This window comes from Paenibacillus glycanilyticus NBRC 16618, assembly GCF_004000805.1.
In the GTDB taxonomy this organism is placed as follows: domain Bacteria; phylum Bacillota; class Bacilli; order Paenibacillales; family Paenibacillaceae; genus Pristimantibacillus; species Pristimantibacillus glycanilyticus.
This window is the reverse complement of sequence record NZ_BILY01000044.1, coordinates 28,280-45,652: the sequence shown is the minus strand read 5'-3', so window position 1 is coordinate 45,652 and position 17,373 is coordinate 28,280. Positions and strand designations below refer to the sequence as shown.

The window sequence follows — 17,373 nt, the reverse complement described above, 5'->3', positions numbered from 1 at the left end:
AACCGCAATTAGGCCACCAGCTTGAGGCCAACTACGGCCCCGATAATGAGGGTGATAAAGAGGATCCGGAGCATGTTTTTCGGCTCTCCGTACAGAACCATGCCAAGAATTGCACCGCCTGTAGCGCCAATCCCCGTCCAGATGGCATAAGCGATACTCATCTCGAGCGTTTGCATCGCGTAGGACAAGCAGACAAAGCTCATGCCAAAGCCAATTAGCAGAAGCGCGATGTTTTTCACGCTTTTCTTCTCATTGACCTTATTCATCATAACGACGCCCAGCATTTCGAATAGACCCGCGCAGATCAAAGCTAACCAGTTCATTTGGAGGATGCTCCTTTCTTCTCGCCCGCACTTCCGTGCTCCGGCGTAATAAGCTTAAGACCGATAATGCCAATCAAAAGAAGGGCGATAAACAACAATTTAGCCGCATGCAGCGGATGCCCGAAAAAGACCGATTCCGATATAACCGTACCGGTCGTGCCAAGACCTACAAAAACGGCATATACCGTGCCGACGGGAAGCTCTCCGCTAGCTTTGATAAGCAGGACAAAGCTGAGCACAATCGCGATAAACGTCCCCGCCCAGCTCCAGACATGGTCCGCATGCTTGAGGCCGGTGACCCACATGACTTCGAAAATTGCAGCAACATAAACTTGCAACCATTGCTTTTTCATGAAAATTCTTCCCCCTTACACGTGATGTAATATTTAAAAAGACAAAAATAAAACCCGGGAGTACACTGCTGGCGCAGGCGACTCCCAGGTTTTTATCCTTCCGTGATCACAGCTATCGCTGTGAGTTTTCCCTCGGACCAGACCTAAGCCTCTCGCTTAGCGGAACCCTAGAAAACCACTAACCTGTATTATACACACTTCCCCCCGAAGATCAAGGCTCTGAAAAAAGGATAAAAAATGGCGGCACCCGGATAGAGGAGCCGCAGTCTCAAGGGGACTGCGGCTTGCTTCGGTACGGGTGCCGCCTACGAAAAACAGCGGATTGCGGCTGAATCAAAAGCTTATCAGGAATGCTCGGCATCGAATGAAGCCGCAAGCTCCTTGGCGCGTGCTTCATCGTTGCTGCGTACATGAAGCCGTTTTAAGGAGCCATCCAAGGTTACCTTTGATTTTAACCCGTTAGATTTGAAATACGCATGCAGCCTGTCGATTTCATCAGCCCGGGATCCGGCCTCAGTCCGGAAGGCAGTCCATCGGTTCCACCACAGCACCATCCCCAACACACCTCCTTCGCCTGCTGATTCGCCATTCCGTACATATGTATTCGCCTCTCCCACCATCATGACAGGTTTGTTGGGAACATCCCGCTAATTATTCGATAGCGGCTTAATTGTTCATAGGGGAAGATCAATGGTAAAATAGGGGAGCTGAGAAGCAGCATTTTTAGAATGAGGGAGGAGAAGAGTTGTGAGCAAATTTACATCCATAACGCAAACCACGGAATTGAACAACGGAATTCAGATGCCTTGGCTTGGCTTTGGCGTATTCAAAACAAAGGAAGGCGAAGAGGTCGAGCAAGCGGTTGCGGATGCCCTGGAGGCAGGCTACCGCAGCATCGATACGGCGGCGATCTACGGTAATGAAGAAGGCGTAGGCAACGCGATTGCCGCAAGCGGTCTGAAGCGCGAGGAGCTGTTCGTTACGACAAAGGTATGGAACAGCAACCAGGGCTTCGAGAGCACGCTGAAGGCTTTCGAGGAAAGCCGCCGCAAGCTGAAGCTGGACGTTATCGATTTGTATCTCGTTCACTGGCCGGTGGCGGGCAAATACAAGGATACTTATCGTGCTTTGGAGAAGCTGTACAAGGAAGGGCATGTGCGGGCAATTGGCGTCAGCAACTTCCTGATACCTCATCTGGACGATCTGCTTGGCAACTGCGAAGTGGTGCCCGCGGTGAATCAGGTGGAATTCCAGCCCTACCTGACTCAGCCTGAACTGCAGAGCTATTGCAAAGAGCGCGGCATCCAGCTTGAGGCATGGAGTCCGCTGCTTCAGGGTAATCTCGATGTGCCGCTGCTGCAGGAAATCGGACAAGCTCACGGCAAATCGGCTGCGCAGGTTATTTTGCGCTGGGACTTGCAATGCGGAGTTGTCACCATTCCGAAGTCCGTTACGAAGAGCCGGATTATCGAGAACGCGGATATTTTCGACTTTGAACTTACCGCCGAAGAGGTGGAGAAGATCAATGGACTTAATGTCGGCCGCCGCTTTGGATCCGACCCCATGAATTTCAATTTCTAACAACAAGCTAAGCGAATAAGGGGGGTGCCGCCGTCGCACCCTATGACTGTGGCGGAAATCGGGCGGCCTTGCTATTGACATTGTTAACTGTAATTGATATTATTACAGTACTAAACAGGGAGGCCGTTCACATTGAACAGCGAATTTACGATTGCCGTACACAGTCTCGTTTATTTAGCCTATCTGCCCGAGCGGATGGCAAGCAGTGAGATGATCGCCGACAACGTAGGCACGCACTCCGCGCGCGTCCGCAAAGTTATGAGCGGATTGCGCAAAAGCGGCTTTGTCGATACACGAGAAGGCGCAGGAGGCGGCTACAGGCTTACAATTGATCCAGATGTCGTTACGCTTGGCGATGTATACCGCGTCATGGCGCAAGGCTCGTTTATTCCGAGCTGGTGCTCGGGTGATCCGGGCATGGATTGCGTCGTTGGCTCGAATATGAACCAAGTGATGTTCGGGATCTTCTGTACAGCCGAGAAGCAGCTGGAAGGCTACTTCAGCGGCATCACGATTTCCGATGTACTAAAGCAAATTCACGCTTGTGGTTGCGATTAGGCTACAATAAAACGTGCGTGGCGGAATTCCCTTATCATATTATTTTGGAGAGGATGATTGACAATGGCAGTAGCATTGACAAAAGATAACTTTGCAACTAGCGTGGAAAACGGCGTTTCTCTGGTAGACTTCTGGGCACCTTGGTGCGGACCTTGCAAAATGCAGCTCCCTATCGTAGAAGAGCTTGCAACTGAACTGGAAGGCCAAGCTACAATCGCAAAAATCAACGTTGACGAAGAGCCGGAGCTGGCTTCCCAATTCGGCGTAATGAGCATCCCTACACTGATCCTGTTCAAAGACGGTCAACCCGTTGACAAAATGGTCGGCGTACAAAGCAAAGACGCTCTGAAAGCAAAAATCTCCGGCCAACTGTAAGATTTGGCTGTAAAGCATGAAAGCCAGGGACCTGCGTATAACGCGGGTCCCTGGCTTTTTTTAGTGCAGCAAAGCACCTCTGGAGGAAGGCGCGCGACCGTGTGAAAAATGATAATATGAAAATATTGGGACACGACGCAACTTCTGGCGCGGCTTCCGCGTCTATTTAGCTGATTAACAAGAATGGAAAAGCATAGGAGGTTCGTTATGGTGATGAATCATCGCAAGAAGCTGGCCGTGCTGGCAACCGCGGTTATGCTGACGAGCAGTCTTCCTGCCGCGGCCTTTGCCGAAAGCGCTGACAAACCGGCAGCTTCGGCCGTATCGGTATCAGGAGATGCTGCCGGATCGGACGGAAGCGCGGTTGCTCCCGTTAATGCAAAGGTGACGAAGGAAAAGGCGGAATCTCTCGCCAGACAGACCGTAAGCGTCCCGAAGGAATACGTGCTGCAAGGGGCTTCGCTCTCGTCCGATACGCTGGCTGGCGGTAAACGCAGCGTATGGGGTCTTGATTTCGTGTACAAGGTAAACGGCAAAAACAAGGGCAGCATCTATGTACGGTTAAATGCGGATACCGGCCAGCTTCTTGATTACAGCACCTACATCGATAATCCAAGCGCCAAGCCTACTTATCCGCTGAAGGTTGAGCGGGAGGCCGCGCAGAAGATTGCTTATTCCTTCTTGTCCGAGGTAGCGCCAACTTACAAGGATCAAGTGAAATTTAATCCGGAATACGGCGCGCAGCAGCTTCCTCCTCTGACGGGAGAGGTGCGCCACACGCTCAGGTTTGACCGGGTTGTCAATGATATTCCTTACGTGGATAACTATATCGAGCTTGATGTCGACAGCGAAGGGCATGTCTTGCGCTACACCCTGCAGTGGGATGATACGATTCAGTTTCCGAAGGCGGATGCCAAGCTGACGGCCGATGAAGCGAAGAAAAAGCTTATCGAGCAGGCAAAGCCGGAGCTGCGTTACATTATCCCTAATAATCCGGAAGGGCCAAGCAAACCGGTGCTGAGCTACGATATGGGAGCTTTTGCGATTGATGCGGTTACCGGCAAAGAAGTGCAAAGCGGATACATCGATCCCAACCAGGTATCGGGGACGCCGATAGCGGATAAACCGCTGGGGGAAGCTCCCGGAGCGGTGAATCTGACCGAGGAGCAGGCGAAGCAAGCCGTGCTGTCAGCCTTCTCTATTCCTTCAAACGCGGTGTATGCCGGCGCCAGCTATTACGAGAACACGGATGATGGTGCCGGTGCGACGGTTGCGAGCTGGCGGCTCGAGTGGGAGCTGAAGAACGGAAAAGACACGGTCGGCTCCGCATCGGCATTAATCAATAGCCGGACGGGATTTATCAACAGCTTCTATTCCTATCAGAACAACCAGAATGCGAGCGCGAAGCCTGCCTTGTCTTATGACCAAGCCGAAGCCAAAGCCATTGAAACGGTGAAGAAGCAGCTTCCTTGGGCGGCGGATGAGCTGTACATTGTGAAGCGCGATAAGTCGCAGTACGACCCGGATAAAGTATCGTATATCGATACGTATTATTTCAGCTTCGTTCACAAGATTAACGGCGCAACGGCCGATTATGACAACGTGAACGTATCCATTGACTCGAATACGGGCGCGGTGCGCAGCTACGATGCCAGCATCCATCCGTATAAATACCCGGAGACGGCGCCTAAGGTTATTACGCCGGCGCAAGCCATTGAGAAGTGGATGACTTATTACCGGACGGAGCTGACTTATTATTTGACGCAAAATTACGTGTACCAGGGCCAGCCGATTCCCGTCGAGAAATATAAGACGCTGCTGGCTGCCGGGGTGATTCAGACGTCGGATGTGGAATCCAACGCTAACGCTCAGCTCATCTACCGGTTAGTGCCGCGCCAGCTGGATGAGTCCATCTTCCTGGATGCGGAATCGGGCAGCTGGAGAAGCCGGGACACCGGAGAGGTTACCCAGCTGGAGAAACCGAAGGCTACCGATATTGACGGTCATTGGGCGCAGCGCCAGTTAGAGCTGATGGTGGCTTACAAAGCGCTTGATGTGAAGGACGGCAAGGTCCGTCCGAATGAAATCGTAACCCGCGGCGAGCTGATCAAAATGCTTGTGCTGGCGATGAACAGCGGTCGTCCGCCGGTATTGTACGCAGGGTCGGCGGATTCAACGGCATCCGCTTCATTTGCCGATGTCGGCACGAAAAATCAATATTATGCATACGTGGAAAGCGCGCTCCAGCAAAATCTGATCGACATCGGCGACGGTTCGTTTAATCCGGACGGCAAGGTGGACCGCGAGGAGATGGCGGAGTTGATTGTGCGCGCGCTTGGGTACAACTCCCTCGCCAATTACGATGATTTGTTCAATATCAGCTTCAAGGACGCGGACAAAATGGAGAAGAAGGGCCAGGCGGCTATTGTTGTCGGACTGAAGATTATGACGCTATCGGGCGGCAACTTCCAGCCGGCTAAGCAGGTGTCGAGAGCCGAAGCCTCCGTAGCCTTCTTCCGCTTCCTGCAGACAAGGGCGGAGCTTCAGGAGGCGCCGCTGCGCAATTGAGGTCGGTTCAATAAAGAAGCCCCCGTTTGGTTCGCTGCCGTGGCAGCTTCCAGGCGGGGGCTTTATGTTGGGATTAGTCCGTTTTTTTGTTCTTGGAGGAGAAGTTGGTAACGGATTTCGCATCCTCAATCGTATCGTTTACAAATGTCATATCTTGGTTCTTTGCCTTCATGGCCGTTGTCCCTTTATAATTGCCTTTGTGGGTTTGATTTTCCATCGTGTAGTTTTCACCTCCTGGTCCCTGTTAGTATGGGCGGGGGGAGGGTTTGGCATGCAATCGTGTTCGACAACATAAGGGGTGCAGAAAATGGTTAAGAAGTCAGCGTTATTTAAGTATGTGGTGTTTGTCCTCTTTCTTTTGTTCACCATGCTTGTTGTTTACGCAAGCAACGAATTTCTAATGCGCAACGGCGATCCGGATGTGACGGCCAAGTTCCTGTTTGTTCTTTTCGGCATTACATTCGGCTTTGGAGCAAGCCTTCATCTGATCGGCAAAGGCGAGTTCGGGTTCCGCATAAAGGAAACGCAGTTCACGTTAATGCTGTCGATCGTAATCGTAGTCCTGAATTATGTGGCGGCCGTCAATTACGGCAAGCTGTACACCGGCGCCGAAGGCACATACGGGACGCTGAGCCGGATCATTCTCGATGACAAGAACGAAGCGATTTTTAACGTGCTGGCCGGTTATTTGTTCGGTTTATCTTTCTATAAAAAATAACGCCGCGGGGCAGTAGGCGAACAGCCTTTGCATCCGGGCTCCTTCTACATATGCTGTTGGCATGAACCTATGTGCCGGGCGGTGAAGAGATTGGTGCTGACGAGCATAATCCTGGTGACCAGAAACGGGCTTGATTATACAAAATCCTGCGTGGAAAGCATCAGGCGACATACGGCGGCGAGCAGCTACGAGCTGATCCTTGTCGATAACGGATCGGAGGACGGGACGGCCGACTGGGCGAGAGCCGAGCCGGATATCCTTCTGGTCGCGAATCACGGTAATGCCGGATTCCCGAAAGGCTGCAATCAAGGGGCATCGGCCGCATCCGGCGAGCTGCTGCTCCTGCTGAATAACGATACTCTGGTGACGCCGGATTGGCTGGACGGTCTGAAGCGCAGCTTGTTTAGCGATCCTTCGATCGGTGCGGTGGGGCCGGTCACGAACTCGGCTTATTACTATACGCAGATTCCGAGCCATTATTCGACGATCGAGGAGCTCGACCGTTTCTCCGAATCGGTGAGACGGTCTGCGGGAAGCCATCCCATGGAGGAGCGGCTGAAGCTGATCGGCTTCTGCATGCTGCTACGGCGGGAGGTCTACGATAAGGCCGGCGGGATGGATGAGCGGTTTGGCATCGGCAATTACGAAGATGATGATTTGTCGCTGCGGTTAAAGCTTCTCGGGTATAAGCTTATGCTTTGCCGCGATACCTTTATCCATCATTACGGCAGCGTCAGCTTCCGGGCGGATTCGGCCATGTATTTGCAGCTGTTCGCCCGGAACAATCAGCTTTTTCGCGAGAAATGGGGATTCGCTTCTTCGGAGGCGCTGATCATTCATTCCGATATGCTTGGGCTGCTGGACCGGGAAGTATCCGCTGCCGGCGGCGGGAGCGGAAGTCCAAGATTTCTGAATATCGGCTGCGGCTGCGGAGCGACGCTGCTCAGCTTGCGGCACCGGTTTCCCGGTGCTTTGCTGTATGGAGTCGAAAAAAACGGTCAAGCGGCCAAAGTGGCGGAAGCGGCCGGCATCCGGGTGTTCGGCTCGGAGGATCCGGAGCAATGGGGCCTGGAGACTGGCTCGTTAGACGGCATCCTTATCGGGGATGCCCACATCTGCGGGACGCCCGAGGCGATGCGGAAGCTGAAGCGGCTGCTGAAGCCTGCCGGCTGGCTGATCGGAACGTTCCTGAACCGTCATTACTATCCGTTTATGCTGCGTTATTTGCAGCCGGATAATGACGATGCCCAGCAGCAGTCCGCTTATCTGTATTCCATTGAGCAGGTGAGGAAGCTGTATGCGGATGCCGGGTTTGCTGCCGTTTCGACCCTGCTTATCGATGACGGGAAGGATGGGCGCCCCGGTTCGGATATCAGCGCCGAAGACTTCAGCCTGCTGGAGCGGATGGCAAACGGCAAGCACCCGGTGAAGGGGAGGCTGACCTCGGGCAGCATTATTACGCTTGGCATAAGCGTTAAGCCGGAGCTGACGCCCGCCCCGGTAACCGAGCTTGAGTCTGAGGAGTTCACGGCCGTGGCGGCGGTTGCGGAACAGCTGCAGTTGCCGCTGCCTCCGGTTGCGGAAGCAATGCAGGTAGTGCCCGAACAGCCGCTCAAGGAACAAAACGATGTCGTGTTCAGCGGCGAACGGCTTGTGGTCAACCGGCAGGTGAAGGAGCGGTATGCCGATGTATACGAGGAGCATCTGTACCGTTACGAATTGGCGTGCCGTTATGTCAGGGGCCTGAAGGTGCTGGATGCCGCCTGCGGAGCGGGATACGGTTCAGCATTATTGAAGCATGCGGGGGCTTCGGAGGTTACGGGCATCGATATCGACGCCGTTTCCGCCCGGCTTGCGGAACGGGATTACGGCGGAGAAGGGATACGGTTTGAAACGGGCGACGTACTGAAGCTTCCTTTTGCAGGCGAATCCTTTGACGCGGTTATTTCCTTCGAGACGATTGAGCACGTAAGCGAAGGAGCGGCGTGGATCCGGGAATCGGCCCGCGTGCTGAAGCCCGGCGGGTTATTTATCGTGTCCACGCCTAACCGCTCGGTAACGAACCCTCCGCTATATTACGAAGAGCAGCCTTTTAACGAATATCACCGCTTCGAATATCGGACCTCTGAGCTGGTGGGCGAGCTGCTGGCCTGTTACGACATTGAAGAGATGTTCGGGCAGAACCCGGTTGACGATTCAAGGCTGCTCTCCATGAATTGGATGCGGGAAAAGGTGGGTCTGCCGCTGGGAAGAGCCGAGGAGCGCCTGCTTAGGGCCGAAGGGCATGAACCGCTGCCGCTTGCGAGGTTCAAGAGCTGCGATCCGATGTACGTTATTGCGGTCTGCCGGAAAAAGCGAACCTGACGAAAGCGGGATAAAGGCGGCAACGCCCCATTTTTGGAAGAACTGTCTACCTTGTACTAGGGCTTTTATTGTAAGCGGCCATCGGGTATAATGACGTGAGATTGTTACTTCGGAAAATGGGGTGTCTTATTTCATGGCTTTGAAAGCAGGTGTCGTGGGATTGCCGAACGTCGGCAAGTCCACTTTATTTAATGCAATAACGCAAGCAGGCGCGGAATCCGCAAACTATCCTTTCTGTACGATTGACCCGAACGTTGGCGTGGTAGAGGTGCCGGACTACCGTCTGGACAAACTGACAGAGCTCGTGCAGCCGAACAAAACGGTTCCGACTGCCTTCGAATTCGTTGATATTGCCGGCCTTGTGGCAGGCGCAAGCAAAGGCGAAGGCCTTGGCAACAAGTTCCTCGCCCATATCCGCGAGGTAGACGCGATCGTTCACGTTGTACGCTGCTTCGAGGATGAGAACATCACGCACGTAAACGGCAAAGTGGATCCGCTCGGCGATATCCAAACGATCAACCTTGAACTGATTCTGGCGGACATCGAGTCCGTTGAGAAAAAAATCGAGCGTTCCCGCAAAAACCTGAAAGGCGGCGACAAAAAAATCGCCCTGGAAGTTGAAGTGCTGGAACGCGTCAAAGAAGCTCTCTACAACGACCAGCCCGCGCGCAGCGTAGAGCTGTCGGATGACGAGAAGCTGATTATCCGCGATCTTCACCTGCTCACCATGAAGCCGGTGCTGTATGCCGCAAACGTAGCCGAGTCGGAGGTTGCGGATACGGATAATAACAAGTTCGTGCAAGCGGTGCGCGAATTCGCGGCTGCCGAAGGCGCGCAAGTGGTGCCAATCAGCGCGAAGGTGGAAGAAGAAATCGCTGAGCTGGAAGGCGAAGACAAAGCGATGTTCCTCGAGGAGCTGGGCCTGCAGGAATCCGGCCTTAACCGTCTGATCAACGCGGCTTACAAGCTTCTTGGCCTGTATACGTACTTTACGGCTGGCGTGCAGGAGGTTCGTGCCTGGACAATCCGTAAAGGTATGAAGGCTCCGCAAGCGGCCGGCGTTATCCATACCGACTTCGAGCGCGGCTTTATTCGCGCCGAGGTTGTGTCGTTCGAGGACCTGGCTGCCGCCGGTACGATGAACGCGGCAAAAGAAAGAGGCCAGCTGCGCCTCGAAGGCAAAGAATACGTGGTGCAGGACGGCGACGTTATGCACTTCCGTTTCAACGTTTAATAGCAGCGGGACGAAAGCGGTATTGTTCTCATTTGGGAGAGCAATACCGCTTTGCTCTGTTCTTGCGGAAAACGCTTTTATCCAAGCGTAGCTCGAACGAGTCATGCGGAAAGCGGTTGGCAGTCGTACAATGGGAAGGAAGCTAAAGAATAGGAGTATGGTGTTATGACTTTACATACGTTACCGACATTACCGAAACGAATGCTGGCAGCGGTTATGCTGCTTGTCGTATTGGCATTAACGCTTGCGCCGCAGGCTTTCGCGCATGCGACGCTGGAGAAGACCGTTCCTGCCGCGAACGTGAAGCTTGCCGAGTCGCCGCCTTTTGTGGAGCTAACGTTTAACGAGGCGGTTGAGCCGAGTGCCGGATCCTTGGAAGTCGTGGATTCCAAGTCAAACAAAATAAAGACGGAAGAGCCGGTTCTGGAGAACGGCGGAACATCCCTTAAGGCAGGTCTTCCCGCGCTTGGGGACGGTGTTTATTCGGTCTCTTACCATATCATTTCGGAGGACGGCCATCCGATCAGCGGCTCTTATGCTTTTGTTGTCGGCAATCCGCCCGACTGGAAGGACGGGGAGACGTTTGCCACGCAAGCAAGCAATTCAAAAGGGATGCAGCAAAACCTGCTGTATGCCGTGCGGGTGCTTTATTATGCAGCGCTGCTGCTGGCGACGGGCATCGCTTTATGGTCGGTCTTTATCCGGAGGCCAAGCGAATCGCTGCAATCAGCCTTTAAGCGTTTGTCCCTGATTGGCATGCGGGCGCTTTTGCTTACGGTACTGGTTCATATTTTCCTGCAGGTTAACGAATTGATGAAAGGCCAGCCAATTTCCTCCTGGGGGTCGCTGTTTACGAATACGACTACCGGACGGGCATGGCTCGAGCTCATTATCCTGGTGTTGCTTGGTTTTGCAGCCCAGCGGTTCAAAGAAAGGTTTGTCAGTCTGCTGTGGGTAGTACTGTTGCTTGGCGTGGAAAGCCTGATCGGCCATCCGGCGGCAAATGACCAGAAGGTGCTTACGATTGCTTTTGACTTTATCCACTTGATTGCCTCCGCGGTCTGGTCTGGCGGTCTGGCCGTGCTCCTGTACGTCTGGTACGCGGACCGGAAGGAAGCGGGGCGCTTTGGCGCAAGCTTCTCGCAGGGCGCTTTGATCTCCCTTGCCGTGCTTGTCATCAGCGGGGTAACGATGACGCTTTTGTTCCTGCCGAAGCTGTCGTATTTGTGGCTGACCACATGGGGCGGACTGCTTACCGTAAAGGTTGTTCTTGTCGTCGCGGTGCTTGTGACGGGTACGCTATTGCGTCTCCGGATGAAAAAGAGCGGCTTCCCGGCCGGAAGCCTGCTGAAGGCGGATGCCATTATGATGGCCTGTATCGTGGCGATTGCAGCCGTGTTTACTTATATGAGCCCGCTGCCTCCTAACGAGCCGTACAACTTCCACCAGATGGGCCAGGATATGCACGTAACGTTTAACGTATCGCCTAACGTACCAGGCGGGGACAATACGGTTTCCCTCCACGTCTGGCTGCCGGAGGCGTCGGGGGCGCCTAAGTCGGTTATTCTGCGCCTGCATTCGGACAGCAGGAAGGATGCTCCCATCGATATTCCGCTGGTGAAGGACGACAGCGAGCCTAACGATGCTTTCCCGGGCTACATCAGCGCGTCCTATGAGGCGACGGGTCCATTCCTGCCTTACGCCTCCAAATGGACGGCCGAGATCCGCGTTATGGATCAGGACGATAATGAGCTGGTGCGGGAAACCGCGTTCCGGAATTATTAGAACGGGAAGACACATAATAGTCATATCCGGGTAGCCCTTTCGAGTCATGTCAGGCAGTATGCGCGGTTATATACTCTTCTCAGAGAAGCGCACGACAGGCTTATGATCAGAAAGGGAGATGCGTCAGATGAAGAAACAGATGAAAAAATGGGTAATAGCGGCTGCGATGGCCGTATGCATGATGCTGTTCGCAGGAGTGGCAAGCGCCCACGTAACGGTTCAGCCGCCATCCGTACCGGCGAATTCGTACCAGGTATTCGCGGTTCGCGTGCCTAGCGAGGAGAAGGGCGTTAACACCGTCAAAGTACAGGTTAAGGTGGCGGACGGAGCGGTCATTTCCCGCGTTGAGCCCAAGCCGGGCTGGACCAGCGAGCTTGAAAAGGATGCTAACGGCGTTGTAACAACCATTACCTGGACGGCAGCGGAAGGCGGCGGTCTCAGCGAAACGGAATTCACCGAGTTCCGCATGAGCGGCAAAGTAAACGAGGACGCTACCCAGCTCGTATGGAAAGCTTACCAGACCTACAGCGACAACAAGGTTGTCGAATGGGTTGGGGCAGACGGCTCGGATAAGCCGGCTTCCGTAACAACGGTAACGGCGGCTGTCGCAGAAGGCGACGGACACGGTCATGATACCGGCGCCGCGGCGGATGCAGGCGATTCGAAGGACTCGGGTTCCAACTCGGCGCTTCCGCTTACGTTATCGATTATCGCGGTTGTGCTTGGTTTGGCTGCCGTCGCGCTTGCGGCTAGAAAAAACAAGAAATAAACAGAATGAAGGGGCTCCGTTTTCCTTAGGGAAGACGCGGAGCTCCTTTCGTGCGACTTAGGCAAATACACCAGTCGAAAATGCGGGTCCTTTGTGCTATAATGAGTGATACCATTAAGGAAAATCATAGAGGTGAATCATTGTGTTGGACCGTTTACAAGCGCTCGCAGACCGTTACGAGAAGTTAAGTGAACTGTTGTGCGATCCGGATGTAGCCAGTGATCCGAAGCGCCTGCGGGAATATTCCAAGGAGCAATCGGATTTACAAGAGGCTTATGAAGCCTTCACAGAATATAAGCAAGTGTCGGAACAGCTTGAAGATGCCAAGCTTATGCAAGGCGAGAAGCTTGACGACGAAATGCGCGAGATGGTCAAGATGGAGATTGATGAATTGACCGAGCGCAAGACGGCGCTGGATGAGAAGATTCGTATCGTCCTGTTGCCGAAAGACCCTAACGATGACAAGAACGTTATCGTGGAAATCCGCGGCGCAGCGGGCGGCGATGAAGCTGCTTTGTTCGCGTACGAGTTGTATCGGATGTACACGAAGTTTGCGGACGCGCAAGGCTGGCGCTGCGAGCTGATGGACTTGAACGAGAATGATCTCGGCGGCTTCAAAGAGGTAATTTTTATGATTACCGGCAAAGGCGCTTACAGCAAGATGAAATACGAGAGCGGCGCGCACCGCGTACAGCGTATTCCGGTAACGGAATCCGGCGGCCGTATTCATACGTCTACATCGACGGTATCGGTCATGCCCGAGGTTGAAGAAGTGGAAGTTGAAATCCTGGATAAAGATATCCGGATCGATACATTCTGCTCCAGCGGTGCAGGCGGTCAGTCGGTTAATACGACCAAGTCGGCCGTTCGCGTGCTTCACGTGCCTACCGGCATTATGGCGACCTGTCAAGACGGGAAATCGCAGAACGAGAACAAGGCCAAGGCCCTTCAAGTTCTTCGTGCCCGGATCTCCGATATCCGCCGTCAAGAAGAGGAAGCGAAATATGCGGGCGAGCGTAAGCTGAAGGTTGGCACGGGCGACCGAAGCGAGCGTATCCGCACATATAACTTCCCGCAAAGCCGCGTAACGGACCATCGTATCGGTCTTACGCTGCACAAGCTGGATTCCGTTATGAACGGCGACATGGAAGAGATCGTATCGTCGCTGACGATTGCCGAGCAGGCGGAATTGATGGAGCGAGAGCTTAACTAAGCATTTTCGGATAGCTTTAATGCCTTCGAAGAAGGGACGTTAGAGAAAATGAGTGATCATAAGGACGAACGGGCGTTTTTTGCACCGTCGTTTACCATTAGGGAAGCCTGCATGCAGGCTTCTTCGTTTTTGGAGGGGCTTGGCGTTATGGAGCCGCGCTCCAATGTAGAGCGGCTGCTGCTGCACGTGCTTGGCATCGAGCGGTCAGCGATGCTGCGCGACTTCGGCGAGCCCTTTCCGGCGGAGCATGCCGCGGAATGGGCCCGGCTGATCCGCCGCAAGGCGGCGGGCGAGCCGGTGCAGTATATCATCGGCGAGGAATGGTTCTACGGCCGGCCGTTTACGGTTACGCCGGCTACGCTTATTCCGCGGCCGGAGACGGAGCTGCTCGTCGAGGCCGTGCTTGAGGCGGCCGACAAGCTGTGGCCGCCGGACGGGGCTGTAGCGCCGACGGTGGTTGACGTCGGCACCGGCACCGGCGCCATCGGCGTGACGCTTGCTTCGCAGCGTCCCGGATGGCGCGTATGCGCGTCCGATCTTTCGCCGGACGCGCTTGAGGTCGCCCGCGCGAACGCGGCCCGCCATGAGGCGGCGGGGCGCATGGCGTTCGTGCAGGGCGACCTGCTGGCGCCGTTTGCAAAGCGCGGCGCCGCAGGGGCGGCACCCGATGCGGAGGACATCCGCATCGATGTGCTTGTGTCCAATCCGCCGTATATTCCGGCGGATGATCTTGCGGGCCTCCAGCCCGAGGTGCGCGATTACGAGCCGCGCCTCGCGCTGGACGGCGGGGCGGACGGGCTGGATCCGTATCGCCGCATGGTGGAGCAGCTGCCGTCGCTTGCGCAGCTGCCGCGTATTGTCGCCTTCGAGCTTGGCATGGGCCAAGCCCAGGACGTTGCAGAGTTGCTGCGGAATGTCGGCGAATGGGACGACATCCGCATCATTACTGACTATGGCGGCATCGAGCGCCATGTCATCGCCGTCCGCACAAAATAGTAACTTTATTGAACACGCTGCTAAGCGCATCATCCGATGCTGGCAGCGTGTTTTTTGTTAACTCCGCTGCAACACGGAAAAACCGCGTTACAGCCCCCTGTCCGCACCTCGCCCCGCGCCATTCCCGGCTGCAACACGGAAAAACCGTGTTACATCCCCCTGTCCGCACCGCAGCCCGTGCCATTCCCGGCTGTAACACGGAAAAACCGTGTTACAGCCCCTGCCCGCACCTCGCCCCGCGCCATTCCCGGCTGTAACACGGAAAAACCGCGTTACAGCCCCTGCCCGCACCTCGCCCCACGCCATTCCCCGCTCCCTCCCCTCACCGGCCTCGTGTGTTATGAAAACAACTCTATCATTTTCATTTTTTCTGCTAGGTTTATAGAGCCGGGAACGCGGACATAATGACGGATAGATACGTTCCGGAACGCAAGCTGATGCACCGACGGGTGCGATCGAGAGGAGCTTGTGTTATGATCAACCGCACTAATTCCCTTTTTTATTTCCGTAAATCTTATGCTTTGTTGGTTATCGTTTTGTTTGTTCTTGTGATGAGCTGGGAGCAGCAGCGTACGGATGCGGCTGTGGTCGATACGATTATTCCGCAAGATTCCATTCGTCTGCGCATCTTGGCTAATTCTGATTCCCCTGCCGACCAGGCCGTAAAGCGTGTTGTCCGCGATGCCGTGGTGAAAGCCATGGACACTTGGGTAACGGGTCCGCAAACGATTGAAGAAGCGCGCCAAACGGTGCTTGATCATATGGACGAAATCAATGGTATCGTAGCTGACGTGCTGACAAGCCGCAGGTTCGATTATAGCTATCATGCAGAGCTGGGCCAGGTTCCGTTCCCGACAAAAATGTACAGCAACGAAGTGTATCCGGCAGGCAACTATGAAGCTCTCCTGATTACGCTTGGCGAAGGCAAAGGCCAAAACTGGTGGTGCGTGCTGTTCCCGCCGCTGTGCTTCATCGATGCGGCAACCGGCGAAGCCGCCGCTGCCAATCCGGATGCTGACGCCGCGAAAGCGGAGACGGTAAAAACGGCTTCCGCCGATCATAAAGATAACGCAAAGGTTGAAAAGGCTTCTGACGGCAAAGAAGGCAAATCCGAAGTTTCCGTTCAAAAATCGCAAGACGAGAATAAGCAAGGCGAAGCGCCAAAAGCGAAGTTTTTCCTGCTGGAAATTATTGAGCAATTCATCAACTGGCTGAAAAGCCTGTTCTAAAGCAAGCTGCCCGCGGCGGTTCTTTCAAGGCGCATAGTCGCCCGGCAAAGGGCCGCCGCTCCGCAATTCAGGACGTATATGCTATAATGGGGGCAGTTAGACGACGAACGATTACTTTCGAATAGCAGGGATTGAAGGATAGAGATGACAACAACGAAGGTTTGGCGGGTTGCGGAGGCTGCTCCTGCCGATGCGATGGCCGGACAATTGGAGGAAGCGGCGGCGCTGCTGCGGGAAGGAGAGCTGGTTGCCTTTCCGACCGAAACGGTATACGGCCTAGGTGCGGATGCCCGGAACACAAAGGCGGTTGAAGGCATATTCAAGGCAAAAGGCCGACCGTCGGATAATCCTCTTATCGTGCATATCGCGGATGAAAATCTGCTGGCGGAGCTTGCTCTTCCTTATCCGGAGCTTGCGACGCGGCTGATGAAAGAGTTCTGGCCGGGCCCGCTTACGATCGTGCTGCCGGTACGCACAGGCGCGGTATCTCCGCTTGTTACGGCCGGGCTCGCGACCGTCGGCATCAGGATGCCGGATCATCCGGCCGCGCTGGCCCTCATTCGGCAATCCGGCTGTCCGGTAGCCGCTCCCAGCGCGAACCGCTCCGGCCGGCCCAGCCCGACGCTTGCAGCGCATGTGCTGGAGGATCTGGAAGGAAAAATCAGCGGCATCGTAGACGGAGGCGCGACGGGCGTCGGACTGGAATCAACCGTTATTGAGCTGCCGGATTCGAATACCATCCGTATTCTCCGTCCCGGAGGGATTACGGCCGAGCAGCTGCAGAGCGCTGCGCCTGAGGCGGTAATCGATGCTCCTGCGGCAGCGAATCCGGATGTGTCGGAGGCGCCGCGCTCGCCGGGCATGAAATATACGCATTATGCGCCGAAAGGCGATCTTCGGATCGTGTTGGGCGAACCGGCGAATGCGGTCCGTTATATTCAGGAGCAACTCAATCATGCCAAAACAACGCCTGTGAAGACCGGTGTTCTCACTTTCGACGAAAGAGCAGCCGCGTATGATGCCGACCTGATCCTCAGTTACGGGAGCGAGCTGCATCCGGAGCAGGCGGCGCATAACCTGTATGCGGCACTCCGCCGGTTCGACTCGGAAGGCGTGCAGCGCATATGGGCGGAAGGCTGCTCCGAGGAAGGGATCGGACTTGCTCTGATGAATCGTCTGGCGAAAGCGGCGGGGCATCAAATCGTCCGCGTATAGAGTAGTATGTTTGTCCCCTTGTCCGCATATCTTGGTTAAGAATGGATGTGGACATGGGGGCGATAGCGTGACTGATGCAACTTTGCATGCCG

At 54.8% G+C, this 17,373-nt stretch carries 17 protein-coding genes and 1 riboswitch; of the genes, 13 read left to right on the top strand and 4 right to left on the bottom strand.

Annotation, left to right across the window (positions count from 1 at the left end; translation table 11 throughout):
* Positions 1-8 precede the first annotated feature (8 nt).
* The 3 genes from PGL01S_RS26320 to PGL01S_RS26310 form a co-directional block, all read right to left on the bottom strand.
* Positions 9-323 (bottom strand): DMT family transporter, encoded by a 315-nt coding sequence (locus PGL01S_RS26320; RefSeq protein ID WP_127497955.1) that lies wholly within the window; start codon positions 321-323, stop codon positions 9-11.
* The gene (locus tag PGL01S_RS26315) at positions 320-676 is read right to left on the bottom strand and encodes a DMT family transporter (RefSeq protein ID WP_127497953.1); all 357 of its coding nucleotides are present in this window, start codon (positions 674-676) and stop codon (positions 320-322) included. Before PGL01S_RS26315 ends, PGL01S_RS26320 begins: the two co-directional genes overlap by 4 nt.
* Before the next feature lie 79 nt (positions 677-755).
* A riboswitch (guanidine-I (ykkC/yxkD leader) is annotated at positions 756-858 on the bottom strand.
* A gap of 162 nt (positions 859-1,020) precedes the next feature.
* Entirely contained in the window at positions 1,021-1,230 is a 210-nt protein-coding gene (locus PGL01S_RS26310) for a hypothetical protein (protein WP_127497951.1), read from the bottom strand.
* Between the two features lie 247 nt (positions 1,231-1,477).
* On the opposite strand from PGL01S_RS26310, the gene PGL01S_RS26305 reads away from it, so the two are divergent.
* From PGL01S_RS26305 to PGL01S_RS26290, 4 genes are all read left to right on the top strand, one after another.
* Positions 1,478-2,257, top strand: a complete 780-nt coding sequence (locus PGL01S_RS26305) for an aldo/keto reductase (RefSeq protein ID WP_127497979.1) — start codon at positions 1,478-1,480, stop codon at positions 2,255-2,257.
* A gap of 132 nt (positions 2,258-2,389) precedes the next feature.
* A complete protein-coding gene (locus tag PGL01S_RS26300) occupies positions 2,390-2,815 on the top strand; it encodes an RrF2 family transcriptional regulator (RefSeq protein ID WP_015847399.1) in 426 nt (141 codons plus the stop codon).
* Positions 2,816-2,878: 63 nt separating this feature from the next.
* Positions 2,879-3,190 (top strand): thioredoxin, encoded by a 312-nt coding sequence (trxA, locus tag PGL01S_RS26295; protein WP_015847398.1) that lies wholly within the window; start codon positions 2,879-2,881, stop codon positions 3,188-3,190.
* 207 nt (positions 3,191-3,397) lie between these two features.
* Positions 3,398-5,758 carry an S-layer homology domain-containing protein gene (locus tag PGL01S_RS26290; protein ID WP_164775600.1) on the top strand — a complete coding sequence of 787 codons (2,361 nt, stop codon included), beginning with the start codon at positions 3,398-3,400 and terminating at the stop codon, positions 5,756-5,758.
* A gap of 73 nt (positions 5,759-5,831) precedes the next feature.
* On the opposite strand, the gene PGL01S_RS30980 is transcribed toward PGL01S_RS26290, so the two are convergent.
* Positions 5,832-5,975, bottom strand: coding sequence for a hypothetical protein (locus tag PGL01S_RS30980; RefSeq protein ID WP_164775599.1), 144 nt, complete (start codon positions 5,973-5,975; stop codon positions 5,832-5,834).
* Between the two features lie 90 nt (positions 5,976-6,065).
* On the opposite strand from PGL01S_RS30980, the gene PGL01S_RS26285 reads away from it, so the two are divergent.
* The 9 genes from PGL01S_RS26285 (at position 6,066) to PGL01S_RS26245 (ending at position 17,281) form a co-directional block, all read left to right on the top strand.
* The gene (locus tag PGL01S_RS26285) at positions 6,066-6,476 is read left to right on the top strand and encodes a hypothetical protein (RefSeq protein WP_127497946.1); all 411 of its coding nucleotides are present in this window, start codon (positions 6,066-6,068) and stop codon (positions 6,474-6,476) included.
* 93 nt (positions 6,477-6,569) lie between these two features.
* Positions 6,570-8,840 carry a methyltransferase domain-containing protein gene (locus PGL01S_RS26280; RefSeq protein WP_164775598.1) on the top strand — a complete coding sequence of 757 codons (2,271 nt, stop codon included), beginning with the start codon at positions 6,570-6,572 and terminating at the stop codon, positions 8,838-8,840.
* Positions 8,841-8,973: 133 nt separating this feature from the next.
* A complete protein-coding gene (gene ychF, locus PGL01S_RS26275; RefSeq protein WP_127497942.1) occupies positions 8,974-10,074 on the top strand; it encodes a redox-regulated ATPase YchF in 1,101 nt (366 codons plus the stop codon).
* Between the two features lie 165 nt (positions 10,075-10,239).
* Positions 10,240-11,859 (top strand): copper resistance CopC/CopD family protein, encoded by a 1,620-nt coding sequence (locus PGL01S_RS26270; RefSeq protein ID WP_127497940.1) that lies wholly within the window; start codon positions 10,240-10,242, stop codon positions 11,857-11,859.
* 127 nt (positions 11,860-11,986) lie between these two features.
* The gene (locus PGL01S_RS26265) at positions 11,987-12,628 is read left to right on the top strand and encodes a YcnI family copper-binding membrane protein (protein WP_174806603.1); all 642 of its coding nucleotides are present in this window, start codon (positions 11,987-11,989) and stop codon (positions 12,626-12,628) included.
* Positions 12,629-12,770: 142 nt separating this feature from the next.
* Positions 12,771-13,841: a peptide chain release factor 1 gene (prfA, locus tag PGL01S_RS26260; RefSeq protein ID WP_127497938.1), complete on the top strand. Its 1,071-nt coding sequence runs from the start codon at positions 12,771-12,773 to the stop codon at positions 13,839-13,841.
* 48 nt (positions 13,842-13,889) lie between these two features.
* A complete protein-coding gene (gene prmC, locus PGL01S_RS26255) occupies positions 13,890-14,837 on the top strand; it encodes a peptide chain release factor N(5)-glutamine methyltransferase (protein WP_127497936.1) in 948 nt (315 codons plus the stop codon).
* A 473-nt stretch (positions 14,838-15,310) separates the two neighbouring features.
* Positions 15,311-16,066 (top strand): stage II sporulation protein R, encoded by a 756-nt coding sequence (gene spoIIR / locus PGL01S_RS26250; protein ID WP_127497934.1) that lies wholly within the window; start codon positions 15,311-15,313, stop codon positions 16,064-16,066.
* Between the two features lie 144 nt (positions 16,067-16,210).
* Positions 16,211-17,281, top strand: coding sequence for an L-threonylcarbamoyladenylate synthase (locus tag PGL01S_RS26245; protein WP_127497932.1), 1,071 nt, complete (start codon positions 16,211-16,213; stop codon positions 17,279-17,281).
* Positions 17,282-17,373: the final 92 nt, after the last annotated feature.

Excerpts from the sequence above, each read along its gene's own strand:
- PGL01S_RS26320 (WP_127497955.1), bottom strand. The coding sequence starts at position 323 with ATGAACTGGTTAGCTTTGATCTGCGCGGGTCTATTCGAAATGCTGGGC.
- PGL01S_RS26315 (WP_127497953.1), bottom strand. The coding sequence starts at position 676 with ATGAAAAAGCAATGGTTGCAAGTTTATGTTGCTGCAATTTTCGAAGTC.
- PGL01S_RS26310 (WP_127497951.1), bottom strand. The coding sequence starts at position 1,230 with ATGGTGCTGTGGTGGAACCGATGGACTGCCTTCCGGACTGAGGCCGGA.
- PGL01S_RS26305 (WP_127497979.1), top strand. The coding sequence starts at position 1,478 with ATGCCTTGGCTTGGCTTTGGCGTATTCAAAACAAAGGAAGGCGAAGAG.
- trxA (WP_015847398.1), top strand. The coding sequence starts at position 2,879 with ATGGCAGTAGCATTGACAAAAGATAACTTTGCAACTAGCGTGGAAAAC.
- PGL01S_RS26290 (WP_164775600.1), top strand. The coding sequence starts at position 3,398 with ATGGTGATGAATCATCGCAAGAAGCTGGCCGTGCTGGCAACCGCGGTT.
- PGL01S_RS30980 (WP_164775599.1), bottom strand. The coding sequence starts at position 5,975 with ATGGAAAATCAAACCCACAAAGGCAATTATAAAGGGACAACGGCCATG.
- PGL01S_RS26285 (WP_127497946.1), top strand. The coding sequence starts at position 6,066 with ATGGTTAAGAAGTCAGCGTTATTTAAGTATGTGGTGTTTGTCCTCTTT.
- ychF (WP_127497942.1), top strand. The coding sequence starts at position 8,974 with ATGGCTTTGAAAGCAGGTGTCGTGGGATTGCCGAACGTCGGCAAGTCC.
- PGL01S_RS26270 (WP_127497940.1), top strand. The coding sequence starts at position 10,240 with ATGACTTTACATACGTTACCGACATTACCGAAACGAATGCTGGCAGCG.
- PGL01S_RS26265 (WP_174806603.1), top strand. The coding sequence starts at position 11,987 with ATGAAGAAACAGATGAAAAAATGGGTAATAGCGGCTGCGATGGCCGTA.
- prmC (WP_127497936.1), top strand. The coding sequence starts at position 13,890 with ATGAGTGATCATAAGGACGAACGGGCGTTTTTTGCACCGTCGTTTACC.
- spoIIR (WP_127497934.1), top strand. The coding sequence starts at position 15,311 with ATGATCAACCGCACTAATTCCCTTTTTTATTTCCGTAAATCTTATGCT.
- PGL01S_RS26245 (WP_127497932.1), top strand. The coding sequence starts at position 16,211 with ATGACAACAACGAAGGTTTGGCGGGTTGCGGAGGCTGCTCCTGCCGAT.